The sequence below is a fragment of the Ekhidna sp. genome (assembly GCF_964218185.1).
In the GTDB taxonomy this organism is placed as follows: domain Bacteria; phylum Bacteroidota; class Bacteroidia; order Cytophagales; family Cyclobacteriaceae; genus Ekhidna.
This window is the reverse complement of record NZ_CAXPLV010000001.1, coordinates 1-14,011: the sequence shown is the minus strand read 5'-3', so window position 1 is coordinate 14,011 and position 14,011 is coordinate 1. Positions and strand designations below refer to the sequence as shown.

Here is a 14,011-nt window from a genome sequence, read left to right as displayed (position 1 = left end):
TAATCATAAAAAAAGGCAACTCATCGAGTTGCCTTTCTATATATCTTTTTATCAGGATTAGTTAGCTGTGCTGTCTGAATCAGATCCTTGAGTTAAATCCTCGAGACCGGAATTATCAGCGTCTGCAGGCTGGATGCCTTGCGGAATAGCTGGCTGAGCAGTTTGGGCGTTATCAATGTTTGGACTTGACATTACATCTTCGTTTACCTCAGGCTGGATGAAATTTGTAGAAACTGAAAGAATAAGAAGTGCTATTGCAAATCCCCAGGTAAGTTTCTCTAGTAAGTCACCGGTCTTTTTCACACCCATAAGCTGAGTTGTTCCTGATCCACCAAATTGGCTGGATAGACCCCCACCTTTAGGGTTCTGTGCCAATACTACAAGAATCAACAGCACTGCTACAATGACAATCAGGGTTACAATTATTCCGTACATCTATTCAATTTTTGAAATTAAGTCCGCAAAGTAAGATTTTTTTTCTGGATATTTCAAGCTTAGCGCCTCATAGATTTCAATAGCACGCTTTTTATTTCCCTGATGAAGATAGATTTCTGCTAAGTATTCTGAAGCCAGGTTTGGATCCCAAACCGCACTCTTTTCGGCTAGATCCTCAGCACTCATATCTTCTTTGCGCTGGTATTTGATTGATGGAGCTTCCTTTATGAATTTGTCAATGATTTCCTGCTGGGATTTCCTACCGGATGAATCATCGTCTTTTTTCTCTTCGCTTTTCTTAGTCTTTGACTTTGCTGTTGTCTTTTCCTTGCTTGTTTTTTTAGCCGTCTCCTTTTTTGCGGTTGCTTTCTTTTTGGGTGTGGCTTTTTTCTCTACCGGCTTCTTTTCGGCTGTCTTTGTTGCCTTTTTTTTAGTTGTGCTCTTCTCCTTCGCTTTTGTAGAATCGGCTTTTCTTTCTGTCGTTTTATCTTCAGAATCTTCTTCCTTCTTAGCAGAAGTTTTTTTCTTCGATCGCCTTTCTACCGGCTTGGCCTTAGATAAATCAGGAAGCTTAATTTTTCCTTTATCATCTTCTTCATTACCTTCTTTGGCAGATGCTTCTGATTTGGATGGCTTTTCTTCTTTTTTCTCATCATCCAAAAACTTGGACGTATCAATATCTTCGGGAGGTTTGATGTAGCTACGAGTTGAGAATCTTGAGAAACGAGGTTCTCGGATCACACGCTCAGCACGCTCATTGTCGTCTGGTTTCTCCTGAGACTTTTCTGGTTTTTCTTCCTTCTTCTCTTCAGGTTCTGCTTTCGCTTTGGCTTCAGAGTCTTCTTTTGCGACTTCCTCTTTAGCTTTCTTGGCGGCTTCCAGTACTTGTCTGGTTATCTCCTCAGATGATTTTTTTACTTCTTCATCTATTCCATCAGTCTTCGTTTCTTCTTCCTTTATAGTAGGTAGGGGGGGGGGCTCAGAAGTTGGTCTCACTTCCGCTATAGTCTCATTAAGGGCCTCTGTTGTTTTGTCAGATGCTTTTTGAAGTGCTGCTGATACAGCATCATCTTCCTCAATTTTTTCCTGAACTTTTGCAAACTTCTCCCTCGAAGCTTTGAGGTTTTCCATGTCACGCTCAAGTTCTTCAAGGATGGAATCTAAATCCCCGCTCGGTAGATCTGGAACTTCCGGCTGTGGCTTGGTTTCTTTCTCCTTGATCGCACTTGGTCGCTTGTCCTCTCTTCGAGCTGGCTTTTCTTCTGCCACCTCTTCGGGAGCAGCTTTTTTCTGCGCAGGTTTTATTTCTTCCTGCTGTACCGGTTTATCTTCCTTTTCTGCTGGTTTTGGCTCAGGAGTAGGCTGTATGGGGGCGGTAGATACGGACTTATCCTTAATATCAACTTTGCTCAACTCCTGAGTTTTAGGTTGTACTTGCTCTTCTGCCTTAGCTTTTGGAGGTTCACTAAGGAAGAATAGATTTCCGTTCAAATACTTCTTCAGCAGGATTCTGTCAGTTGAATAAATAGCTGCAGAAGCAACAAACTTTTTTGTTTTCGGGTGCTTGTGTTCCTTTCCGGCTTTTGCAAGAAGAAGTCTGGCGCTGAGAAAGTATGGATTATCATCCACGATTTCCTCCAATTCCTCCAATTGGCTCGAAGAAAGCTTACTCGGGTCTCGCAGAAAGGTGATTAACTCGGTTTTATTCACAAGATTAGCAAACGGTGTTCAAGCTAAAATTAAGCAAAATCACCAATTTGCAACCGAAGCATTGAATATATCTAGTACAATTTGGTCGAATATCTCTTCTACGTATGCCTCTTCGTTAGCGGCTAAATTCCCCGAGTTGTCAAAGTCTTTGAAGAAGGAAAATGACCGATCAAAATCAAATGTTGGGTCATTTACATTGGTATAGGTAGCTGAAACGGTGATGGTAATCCGTGATAATGCAGAAAAATCACCCTGTCCCTGACTACCGGAAGTTGCGGCTACAGGGGTAATCGTATAGTTTGAAATGAACCCGTCTAATTGCAGGTCTCCATTTGTATCCACCAACTCCAGGCTGGTGTTTTGCTGGAAATAATCCTTGATGGTTTCAGTGAAAATGGCGCTCATATTGGATGGACCGAGTGGAGCATTGTTGTAAAAAGTGGCGATGGTTATTGTCTTGGTATCCGGCGAAAGTGTGCCTCCAGTGAAATTGTAAACACCACATCCACTTGCCAGTACAAGTCCTCCAATTAGAAAAATCAGGCTAAAGGTCTTCAAGTTCATATTGCTTAATCTTTCTATACAAAGTTCGTTCCGAAATGCCGAGATCTTCAGCGGCATACTTACGCTTGTTGTTGTTTTTTCTTAGTGCTTTGATGATGAGCTCTTTCTCCTTTTTTTCAAGTGAAAGAGAGTCCTCGTACTCCATTTCATGAGTGATGTCTTCTACCTCAGATTCATAGTCATCCTGATTTGACGAGATCACCAGAGTAGGTTCATCTTTTTCCACGTGCTCAACTTCAGCTTCTTCTTTATACTCATCAAGGCGGGCATGGGAGGAGTCAATGTTCTTAAATAATGATTTATGATCTTCGAGAATTTCCCGGTCATTGTTATCGCCATCGAGCATTTTGAAGACCAGCTTTTTCAGCTCTGCCATGTCTGATTTCATATCGAAGAGTACCTTGTAAAGGATGTCTCTTTCAGTAAAATTGTCATCAGATTTGTTTTTGTTGACCAGTGCCGGAAGGCTGCTGCCTGTTCTTGGCAAATAAGTCTGAAGTTGTTCAAGAGTAACTTCTCTTTCAATGCTGAGTACACTGATTTGTTCTACCAGGTTTTTTAGTTGTCTAATGTTGCCTGGAAATCGGTGTGATTTTAGGTAATCTATGGCATCATTTGTCAGCTTAATAGGCTCTGTCTTATAGTTTTCAGAAAAGTCATAAGCAAACTTTTTGAAAAGTAGCACCACATCATCTCCACGCTCGCGCAATGCCGGCACGTAGATCGGAACTGTGCTGAGTCTATAGTACAGGTCTTCTCTAAACTTACCTTTCCCGACAGCATCCAACAGATCTACATTTGTGGCAGCTATTACCCGGACATCCGTTTTTTGAACCTTAGAAGATCCTACTTTGATAAACTCGCCGTTTTCAAGAACCCGAAGTAGCCGCGCCTGTGTGCTCTGTGGCATCTCACCAATTTCGTCCAGAAATATGGTTCCACTATTGGTGACTTCAAAGTACCCTTTTCTGTCACCAGTAGCACCCGTAAAAGCACCTTTCTCATGTCCAAATAGCTCAGAATCGATGGTTCCTTCAGGAATTGCTCCACAGTTTATGGCAATGAATTGACCATGCTTTCTGTGTGAGAGGCTATGAATGATCTTTGAAAATGATTCCTTTCCCGCACCGCTTTCTCCGGTGATCAGCACACTCATGTCTGTGGGAGCCACTTGCATGGCCACTCGAATTGCATTGTTGAGTTTGGTAGAGTTACCAATAATCTCAAAGCGCTGTTTTATCGCCTGAACTTCTGAATCTATCTTCAAACTCATACTATTTCTCCAAATAGGGTGGCTGGATTGCAATCAGTCACCCGTACATTCACATAAGATCCTTTAGGTGCATCGGATTTGAAAATTATAACCTTATTGGCTGAGTTTCTTCCCTGAATCTGCTCCTCGGATCGCTTGCTCTTTCCTTCAACAAGTACCTTAAATACCTTACCAACATCTAATTGGTTCCTTTCCAGCGAGAGATCTCTTTGTTTATCAATGATTTCCTGAAGTCTGCGTTTTTTGACATCTAAAGGAATGTCGTCTTCGTATTTCTTAGCAGCCAGTGTACCCGGTCGCTCAGAGTAAAAAAACATGTACGAGAAATCATACTTCACATAATCCATTAATGAGAGCGTATCTTTATGTTCTTCCTCAGTTTCTGTGCAAAAACCTGCAATCATATCAGAACTGATACCACACTCTTCACCCAGTATTTCTCTGATTGCATCTACACGGTTCATGTACCATTCACGATCATAGGTTCTGTTCATCATCTCCAATACCCGCGAGTTACCACTTTGTGCTGGAAGATGGATGTAGTTGCAAATGTTTTCGTACTTCTTCATGGTGTGAAGTACTTCATCGGTGATGTCCTTGGGGTGTGATGTAGAGAACCTAACCCGTAAGTCTGGATGAACTTTGGCCACCATCTCAATGAGGTTGGCAAAGTTGACAATCTCATTAACATCGTCTTTTTTATTGAGTCGCGCTTTATTGTTTTCTTCAGCAGACCACTTGTACGAATCCACATTTTGTCCAAGCAATGTAACTTCCCTGTATCCTTTATCGAATAGTTCTTGAGCTTCCTTTACAATTGAATGAGGGTCGCGACTCCTTTCTCGTCCTCGAGTGAAAGGTACCACGCAGAAGGAACACATATTATCACATCCTCGCATGATTGAAATAAAAGCCGTCACTCCATTAGAGTTGAGACGAACAGGGGAGATGTCCGCATAAGTTTCTTCCCTGGAAAGAAACGTGTTTATACCTTTTGTACCTTCTTCAGCTTGCTTGACCAACTTTGGCAAATCCCGATAAGCATCAGGTCCGAGAACCAGGTCTACAATCTTTTCTTCTTCCAGAAGTTTTGACTTCAAGCGCTCAGCCATACAGCCAAGTACACCTACAGTCACCTCTCTATTTTTTTTCTTTATTCCTCTAAAGTAGTTGAGCCTATTTCGAACTGTTTGCTCTGCTTTTTCTCTAATCGAGCAGGTGTTGATAAGTATTACATCTGCATGCTCTGGTGAAGATGTCGTCCCAAATCCTTCCTTTTTTAGAATAGAGGTTACAATTTCACTGTCAGAGAAATTCATCTGACATCCATAACTTTCAATGTAGAGTCTTCGCTGTGTTTTGTTATGATCTTCCTCAGTAACCTTGTAATCACAAGACTCGGGTTGATTTTTCTCCTCTTCTAATAAATCTATATCAGCTATCAATCCTTGCATGCCACAAAGATAGAAAGTGTAGTGACATTTTGTCAGCATTTTTAGTATAGATTTTATCATAGATTTAAGAGAAAAAAATGGCGCATATTCAAGAGGTGAGAGGATTTACTCCAAAGTTTGGTGAAGGATGCTGGTTTGCACCAAATAGCACGATCGTTGGGGAGGTAGAAATGGGGGATAGCTGTACGGTTTGGTTTGGAGCCGTGGTAAGAGGTGATGTGAATTATATTCGAATAGGAAACAATACGAATATTCAGGATAATGTAACCATACACGGGACTTATGAGAAAGCAGGGACAACCATTGGAAATAATGTATCTATTGGGCATAATGCAGTCGTGCATGGATGTACCATTGAGGATAATGTGTTGATAGGAATTGGTGCCATTGTGTTGGATAATGCGGTCATTAAATCAGGCTCCATAATAGGTGCGGGGACGGTGGTTTTAGCCGGAACTGTTGTCGAAGAAAACTCTGTTTATGGTGGAGTACCTGGAAAGAAACTGAAGAGTATGGATGAAGAGAATAAAGAAATGCTTGCTAGAATTGCAGGAAACTATAAAATGTACGCAAGCTGGTTTAAATAAAAGATGATATGAACATTTTAGTAAAAATACTTCTCTCCTCGATTGCTGTGATAATAGCTTCTTACTTATTACCCGGGGTAGCAGTTGATGGATTTATCACCGCTGTGATTGTGGCCGTGTTATTAGCCCTTCTTAATTCTTCTGTGAAACCTTTATTGATATTATTGACTATCCCATTGACTATCTTCACACTGGGCCTTTTCTTATTGGTAATAAATGCACTAATAATCCTTATGGCAGATGCTATTGTTCCAGGATTTGAGGTTCATAGTTTTTGGTGGGCACTTATATTCAGCTTAGTGCTTTCAGTAATAAATGCTTTGCTAACAGATCTTAGTAGAGAGGGTCAGAAGTAAACTGGACACTGGGGATCTTTCTTATAATTCCTCAGCTTAATGCGGTAGTTAAGTAAGATTTCGTGTGTCCCTCGTGAATGATTGCTTAGCGCATTTACAGTGGCATCATACGCATAACCCAACCGGAAGTTCTCATTAAGTATTAGCTGGGTAAGGAACACCAAAGCATCACCACTTCGATAAGAAACGCCTGCATATGCGATCCCGTCAAAAATGACAGTTGCATTCAAATCCCAACCAACTCTGCTTTGCTCTTGATATCTAAAAAGGGCAGAGGGACTGAATTTAACATTAGGATTGATGTCCAGAACAACGCCTGCGGTGGCATAGTAGTATCTACTTTCACGTCCCTCGGAGGTTGTACCATCAGCCTGAACCTGATAGAGGCTATTTTCCAGAATGTATGGAACTGAAATTCCTGCGTACATCTTTGGATTGGCAAAATAAATGCCCGTTCCAAAGTTAGGAGTGAAGCGGGTTGGGGTTCCACTTAGCAATTCATCGTCTTCATTTAACACATTGAGCTTGGTGAAGTCTGATCTACGATTATCAAATCCTCCGGACAAGCCCATGGCCAAGATTCCCACTCCAGTCTTGATTTTGTAAGCACCACTTACATAAACAGCAGACTCTTCATGAACTCCAATTACATCACGAGTTGCCTGCAAACCCAACCCAATCTGATTGCCATAAAAGGAACTGTGGACTGAAAGAATATTTGAAGTAGGAGCTCCTTCCACATTTATCCATTGCTTTCTGTGGATGAAGCTCGCACTCAAAATATTTAAACTACCAGCATATGCAGGATTAATAGCCAGCCCGTTAAACATGTATGTAGACATGACCGGACGCTGCTGTGCAACTGCGCAGAAGGCAGCAACGATTAGAAAAAAAGAGATAACCGATTTTTTCATTCTGGCTAAAATTACCTAACTAATTCTAAATATCCTTGTACTGGATCCTGTCCATTGCCCAAATCTACTACGTAGAAGTAGGTTCCCGGAGGCAATTGAAGACCACCGCCTCCAACATTGCTGAATCCTTCGAAACGTATCGTAGTATTGTTATACCCATCTACTTCGTAAAGTCTTTGACCTGCTCGGTTATAGATCTTAACGTTGTTATTAGGGAAATAATCTATACAATCAATTAAGAAGAAGTCATTCTTACCGTCAGCATTTGCGGATACTCCGTTATAGATGGTCAATGAAGTCTCTATCGTAAACGCTGCATCATACGTACATCCATTTTCTGCAGTAAACGTCACGGTGTAATCACCAGGGTAGGCGTCTATCAATCTTGAATTTGTACCCACCAATGTTCCGTTAGCGTCTCTCCATTCATAATTGGTCGCCAGATTAAATTCTGCAAAACTTATGATAGCGGACCCTGTGAACTGATTGGTTGATCCGTCTTCAGTTCTCAGACAAACTGAGTTATTAAATGAAACTTCAAATACGGGATCTTCAACCTCATATCCAATTTCAACGGATGTCATTGGAGATTCACAGCCTGTTGCAAGGTTGGTAGCTCTCACCAGATAAGTAGTTGTATCGAGGTTGAATACCTGTGAGCCTGTTGCATAAGGAGTACTCATGTCTGTTGGATCAAACCACTCGAATAGGAAGTTATTGGTAACTCCATCTACGTTAGCGATTGCACTACCATTAGCAAATGAACAGTTAGTTCTACCATTGTTTACTATGACAGTAGGCGCACTCGGCGTAACTGCATTGTTAAGAATCTCAAATACTTCAGATGAAACACATCCGGTGATAACATGCGTCAATTCAATGCTATACATACCGGCATCTAGTGAATCAATGTAGAATGTAGTTCCAATCAGGTTACTTGCATCATCATACCATGCAATATTCACAGTTGATAGATCTGTTACAGAAACCTGTGCGAATCCATCCTTATCATCAAAGCATACTGTGACGTCCCTTGTAGTCAGCGCGTATGTAGGTCTCTTCGTACCATCTTGAACAGTTACCTGTTTTGCTTGCGATTGACATACTGGGTCTATTTGATCAATCACGAGCACTACATAATCACCATCTGGTATGTTCTCTATTAGAGTTCCCGTGAAGTCAGCAGAAGCAGGATTAGGATTCGTTCCTACAGTTGCCAGATCTCCGATAAACCAGTAGTAGTTGTAATCGCTAATTGATCTTCCGGGTGCCGGAGATATCACCGAAACAGCTGCCTTACCATTTGGACTGATACAGTTTGTATTAGCCGAGGTAGAGGTAGAGATTGCTATCGGATTCGGGATATCGTCAGCCATCTGATAGGTCTCAAATGAGATACATCCTGTAATAGTATTAGTAACTCGAACTGTGTAGAAGCCAGCTGCAATTCCTGAAACTTCATTTGTAGTTTCTCCGGTTAAGTTTCCACCTCCTGTATAGTCATCACTTGTCAGTGGATCCGAATCGTCAGTTCCGTAGAACCACTCGAAATCATATGTTGCATTTTCCGGTTGACCATCAGACAGGACAAGTAACCTTCCGTTCGGATTGTTTGGATCACAGTTGGTTTGGAAATCAAAATCATCAAGTACTATGTCTGGGTAGGTAAGATCTTCACCAACCTCGATTTCAAACACAGGAGTAGTACAGTTCACTACTGTATTGGTTCCAATAATGTAGTATGTACCAGCCGCCGCAGTAGTATAGGCTGCTCCTGCAACTCCGGTAAATACTGGTGCGGGACTTCCAACTGTAGGATCAGTGTCATAATAATCAAAGTCATAATCTGCAACATTATTTCTGTTTACCGAGGTTACTGTTATAGTTCCATTACCTGGAGTACAATTCGTTGCATCAACGATATCAACTGACATTATTTCCACATTGGTTGGAATATTAGGAAGTTCAAATTCTTCCAAAGTAACACAGCCTGTTGATATTCTGGTCACCTCAACCGTATACGTGTCTGCTGCCAATCCAGAAACATTGGACGTAGCTACGCCAGCAGGGGTAGATCCATTTCCGGGATCAACTCCGTTAGTCAGAGGAGTACCTGTTCCACTTCCAATATACCACTGGAATGTATAATCAGGGTCTGTGTCATCAATTCCGCTGACTGCACCAACTCTTGCAGTTGCCCTCAAAGAACCATTAGGAGTACCACCAGCAGAACAGGTTGAATCTGCAACTTGTAGTGCGATGTTGACTACTGGTCTTTGAACTACATCTATGATCTCAAAGTCTACTCCATTCGATGAGCAATCAGAATCAATTTTTGTAACAATAGCTCGGTAATCACCCGCACTCAATTCCTCAAATAAGAAAGGAGTTGCACCATTGTTATCAACCACTGGCGTAAGAGCCGGAAGAGTAAATACTTCTAGTAGATAGTTTCCAGCCATAGTCGTTTGATCGAATGTATTTCCATCAAAAGTGGTCTCAAGGAGCTCGAATGTTCCCACATCAGCTGGATTATTATCATTATCGTCATCACAAATGTTGTTGTTGCCAACAGCAAAGTCAGATATACTCGGATATATTGGAACATTTGTAATCGTATAGTTTCTGAAGAATGAACAATCAGTATTTTGATTTCTGACACTTACAGAATATTGTCCAGAAGCAGCATTGGTTAAAGATACTGTAGTAGCACCCCCAATTTCACTTCCACCCACAGCTCCAAATCCATTAAACCACTGCACATCAAAATGATCGGTATGATCGAATTGACCATCAATAATTACTTCTAATGCTCCGGCATTTACTCCACCACTACAATCTTCGTCTGGAGTCATACTTACCAGCGTAATCTGAGGGTTTCTAACAGAGTCCTTCACATTGATGATAGCTGTTGCAGCTAAACAACCTGTGGTTGTATTTTCTGCTGTTATATAGTAATTATTAGCTGCAAGATTCGTGTAAGAAATTGAGGTTGCCGCGATGTTCGTATATGGGGAACCAGCAAGTTCACCAACACCAACAGCGCCCGTATAGATTCGAATTTCGAAATCAGTCAGATCACCGGTTGATACATCGGCATCATCGATGATTAATGTGCCACTATTTCCAGTACACAAAGTGTCTGGCTCAGTACTAGCTTGAATCGCTGCAGCATTCAATGTTGGAATATTATCCATTGATCCAACATTATACACTGCTGTTGCTGTACAGCCTTGATTTCCAGTACCTGGTGTATCACCAAGATTTTTATTGATAACAACCGTATAGTTGCCAGTTGCCAAATCTGAAAGTGCTGTCAAGCTTCCATTTGCATTTGCTGATCCTCTTAATCCTCCATCACCAGGGAAGATTTCATTTGCTGCAGAAATTGTTCCTCTATACCATGTAATTGTATAGTCAGCAGGTGTTCCGGCAGCTCCTTCGTCCTCAATTGATATGGTTAAAGCGCCATCCCCAACATTGCCAGTATTGTCACAATAGGTGTCTTGGGTAATACTTCCAACAAGGTTGATAGTTGGATTTACGGTTTCATCTTCGATGATGAACTCCACGAAATCACTAGCTCCCTGTGAACATCCGGTACCACCAGCGGCAGCAGTGTTTGTAATCTGCACGTAGTAAGTACCCGGAGCAAGCCCAGCCACTTCGTTAGCGCCCGGGTCACCGTTGTTGAGAGTCACGACCAGAGCATCTGCCAGCGGAGTGACTCCATCACTTTCGAACCAGTCGAAAGAGTAGTCACCGATGGCGTAATCGCCACCTGAGATGGAGGTTGTAGCACCACCAGGTCTGGTTTCGGTAATGTCTAGTATTTCAAATCCACCATTATCCGGGCTACAATCATCGGAAGGCGTGATGTTGAAGTCTACGCCAGCGGTAGCTCCCACAGAGATGGTTGTGTTGAACTGCTGTATGGTTACAGATCGCTGCACACTCACACATCCGTCACCCGGTGTGGTGTTGTCTTCGATTCTCACGAAGTAGGTACCAGCAGGCAGCTGATCCACGACGCTGTTGTTAGCGGAGAACAGCGGCGCAGCAACGACACCTGTACCATCGAGAGGTTGAGTTTCAGCGGCATCTTCGAACCAGCTGATGGTATAGTCAGCCGGCACGGCAGAACCATTGGTGATGGTGAGCGTAGCTTGTCCCGTGGGAGTGAAGGTAGCGTCATCACATACGATATCCTGTGCTGTTTGTGCGACATTGAAGGTAGGGATTACCCTCTGGTCTTCTATTTCGACTGAGAATGCAGGCGTTTCACATGTTTTTACTGCATGAGTAGCTTCAACATAGTAGGTTCCGGCAGCCAGACCTGATACACTATTTGCTCCCAAATCACCATTGTTAAGACCACCATCCACAAAGGCATCAGCTAACAATACGTTACCCACATTTCCTGGATCAATATAAGTTGTGTACCAAGTGAAGTTATAATCCGCAGCATTATCAGTAATATCTCCATCATTGATCACAATAGAGCCATCAAGTGGATTACAATCCTGATTTGGATTAACAGTAGCACTTATGATTTCATGCTGCTCAGGATTATCACCTACTGTTAGTGTTGTAGATACCTCACAATTATTTGGTGTATTTGCAGGCCCTCCTAATCTTCCGATAGTAACTGTATAAGTGCCAGGCTCTAAGTCAGCTAAGGTTGTGGAAGTAGCAGTCTCAGTTAGAATATCTTCTGAATGAACAACTGAAAGATCCGCATCCTTAACCCATGTGAACCGATAACCGTTAGGCTGTTGATCGAGCGCTGGATTCAAATTTTCGTTTGGATCTTCAATTATCGTAATTGAAAGCTGACCATTGCCATTGGTGTTATCACAATTTGTATTCGCAGAAGAGGTTGAGCTTTGAATTATAGGCTCGTATGCAAGATCAAGAATTTCCTCATCAATGGAAGCAGCTGTCCAACAGTTGGAGGTCGATCCTGGGTTGAAAGCAGGATTATTAATTTCCTGTGCAATTGCAACATAATCACCTGCGGGTAGTTCAGGGAACTCAGCTTCATCACCAGCATTTAGTACTGGGCCAGGACTACTTGCCAATGGATCTCCATTTCCATCAAGAATTACTCCCGTTGCAGGGTTGTACGTGTAAGGGAACACTCTTCCCTCATAGGTATAAGGAGCAAACCTATCTGCCGGAACACCGGATCCTGAATATAGGTAAACAATGTATTGCGAAATATCATCGAACTCATCAGGTCCGGTCGCAAATCCAACTTTATCTATAACATCAATAGTCGCTGTTTCTCCTGTAGAAGTTTCAGTGATCACATCAGAAACAGCTAGTGCTGGAGAACCATCATCTAGAGTTACCTGTACTTCCCCTGTCAATTGATCTGCTCCAATCACCCCGAATGCGCCACTTGGTGCTGCCGTGAATGCTTCACCTACAGTGAATTGAGCAGATTGAGCACTTACATCCAAAATAATATTATCTGACAGCCCAACTCTTGCAGTTCCATTATCAGGGCATTCGGTTACGTTATCAATCGTAAGAGTGGTTGTAACCTGCTGTCCTGAGAAACCTAGATCAATCGTCTCAAAATATCTACAACCAGTATTCTGATCAATCATTACAACTGTATAAAGACCTGATACTATTTGATCTAATGTTGTAGTGCCACCAACATTAGTATCTCCATTGTCAGAAACAATCACTGAATTGCCAGGTGAAGGGTTGGCTACCAAGAAGTCTCCAGTAGTAAGAGCAGCTGCAGATCCTGTTGTTTCTAGCGTAGCATAATCCTGAGCTCCCTCATACCACTCAAACGTGAAGTTGAGACCACCTCCCGAAGCACTTGGAGCTCCGGCACCTAATGCTGTAATTTCTGCTGTTATTCTACCATTGTCTCCAGTACAACTACTTGGAATAATGTCTTTGGTAAAGGCTATTGTTGGCTTATAAGGAGAAACTTCATCAGCTACCGTTACTGTTTCTATTCCAGATACACAGCCAGTCTGAGTTTCAGTTATCACAACAGTATAATCTCCAGCCGATAGTCCTGAGACTGTGTTTGTGTTAACATTTGTTGGTGTTGAAAGATTACCTGGATCAACACCCTCAACAAGTTCATTTCCTGCGGTAGCGCTCGTTCCGAAATACCATTGATAGGTGAAATTAGAGCTAACTCCTAATGGAGGACCCGCAGGGTTGAAGGTCAAACTTGGAGTCACTGATACCTGTCCATTGGATGGATAACAGTCTGAATGATCAACACTTGAAGATGAACTCACAGTAAGCGAAGGAGTAAACTCCCCAATATTAACCTGAGCAGTCTGTGTACATAGTGTTGCATTGTCTGTTATTAGAACTGTATATGTTCCATGTACTCTGTTATCGATTTGATCGTCATTATCGATAGGAGTTCCGGCAGTTGTAACTCCTTTATACCATGCAAAGGAGTAATTTGTATTTGGTCCTTCTGCAATGGTTAGAGTTGCACTACCAATTGGATTGCTAAGATCACAAGTGAAGTTATCCTGAAGCACTTGCATGCTAGGTGTTATTGATGGAAGGTTAATTCCTATCGTAATATTAGCTGTAGCAGAAGTACACCCAGTTACCAGGTCGGTAACGATTAGGATGTAGTTTCCATCTTCCACGCCAGTGTTTCCACCCGCATCATCATCAAGGATATTGTCATCATCGATTTGTGTTCCAGGATCAGCAGCAGTAG

The 14,011-nt window shown here is 42.2% G+C and carries 9 protein-coding genes; 2 read left to right on the top strand and 7 right to left on the bottom strand.

Annotation, left to right across the window (positions count from 1 at the left end):
- Positions 1-57 precede the first annotated feature (57 nt).
- The 5 genes from secG to miaB are packed head-to-tail and all read right to left on the bottom strand — an operon-like array spanning position 58 to position 5,436.
- Positions 58-435 (bottom strand): preprotein translocase subunit SecG, encoded by a 378-nt coding sequence (secG, locus tag ACEQZT_RS00045; protein WP_370086118.1) that lies wholly within the window; start codon positions 433-435, stop codon positions 58-60.
- Positions 436-2,145: a hypothetical protein gene (locus tag ACEQZT_RS00040; RefSeq protein WP_370086117.1), complete on the bottom strand. Its 1,710-nt coding sequence runs from the start codon at positions 2,143-2,145 to the stop codon at positions 436-438.
- Between the two features lie 39 nt (positions 2,146-2,184).
- Positions 2,185-2,709 (bottom strand): LptE family protein, encoded by a 525-nt coding sequence (locus ACEQZT_RS00035; RefSeq protein ID WP_370086116.1) that lies wholly within the window; start codon positions 2,707-2,709, stop codon positions 2,185-2,187.
- Positions 2,690-3,982 (bottom strand): sigma-54 interaction domain-containing protein, encoded by a 1,293-nt coding sequence (locus ACEQZT_RS00030; RefSeq protein WP_370086115.1) that lies wholly within the window; start codon positions 3,980-3,982, stop codon positions 2,690-2,692. The genes ACEQZT_RS00035 and ACEQZT_RS00030 overlap by 20 nt, the downstream gene beginning before the upstream one ends.
- Positions 3,979-5,436 carry a tRNA (N6-isopentenyl adenosine(37)-C2)-methylthiotransferase MiaB gene (gene miaB / locus ACEQZT_RS00025; RefSeq protein ID WP_370086114.1) on the bottom strand — a complete coding sequence of 486 codons (1,458 nt, stop codon included), beginning with the start codon at positions 5,434-5,436 and terminating at the stop codon, positions 3,979-3,981. The genes ACEQZT_RS00030 and miaB overlap by 4 nt, the downstream gene beginning before the upstream one ends.
- Positions 5,437-5,513: 77 nt before the next feature.
- Between miaB and ACEQZT_RS00020 the strand changes: the two genes are divergently transcribed.
- A complete protein-coding gene (locus tag ACEQZT_RS00020; RefSeq protein WP_370086113.1) occupies positions 5,514-6,023 on the top strand; it encodes a gamma carbonic anhydrase family protein in 510 nt (169 codons plus the stop codon).
- Between the two features lie 8 nt (positions 6,024-6,031).
- Positions 6,032-6,379 carry a phage holin family protein gene (locus tag ACEQZT_RS00015; RefSeq protein ID WP_370086112.1) on the top strand — a complete coding sequence of 116 codons (348 nt, stop codon included), beginning with the start codon at positions 6,032-6,034 and terminating at the stop codon, positions 6,377-6,379.
- On the opposite strand, the gene ACEQZT_RS00010 is transcribed toward ACEQZT_RS00015, so the two are convergent.
- Positions 6,370-7,293, bottom strand: a complete 924-nt coding sequence (locus ACEQZT_RS00010; protein ID WP_370086111.1) for a type IX secretion system membrane protein PorP/SprF — start codon at positions 7,291-7,293, stop codon at positions 6,370-6,372. The two genes, ACEQZT_RS00015 and ACEQZT_RS00010, sit on opposite strands and share 10 nt — an antisense overlap.
- An 11-nt stretch (positions 7,294-7,304) precedes the next feature.
- Entirely contained in the window at positions 7,305-13,937 is a 6,633-nt protein-coding gene (locus ACEQZT_RS00005; protein ID WP_372530114.1) for a gliding motility-associated C-terminal domain-containing protein, read from the bottom strand.
- Between the last annotated feature and the right edge of the window lie 74 nt (positions 13,938-14,011).

Coding starts and splice junctions, on each gene's coding strand:
- secG (WP_370086118.1), bottom strand. CDS start 435: ATGTACGGAATAATTGTAACCCTGATTGTCATTGTAGCAGTGCTGTTG.
- ACEQZT_RS00035 (WP_370086116.1), bottom strand. CDS start 2,709: ATGAACTTGAAGACCTTTAGCCTGATTTTTCTAATTGGAGGACTTGTA.
- ACEQZT_RS00030 (WP_370086115.1), bottom strand. CDS start 3,982: ATGAGTTTGAAGATAGATTCAGAAGTTCAGGCGATAAAACAGCGCTTT.
- miaB (WP_370086114.1), bottom strand. CDS start 5,436: ATGCAAGGATTGATAGCTGATATAGATTTATTAGAAGAGGAGAAAAAT.
- ACEQZT_RS00020 (WP_370086113.1), top strand. CDS start 5,514: ATGGCGCATATTCAAGAGGTGAGAGGATTTACTCCAAAGTTTGGTGAA.
- ACEQZT_RS00015 (WP_370086112.1), top strand. CDS start 6,032: ATGAACATTTTAGTAAAAATACTTCTCTCCTCGATTGCTGTGATAATA.
- ACEQZT_RS00010 (WP_370086111.1), bottom strand. CDS start 7,293: ATGAAAAAATCGGTTATCTCTTTTTTTCTAATCGTTGCTGCCTTCTGC.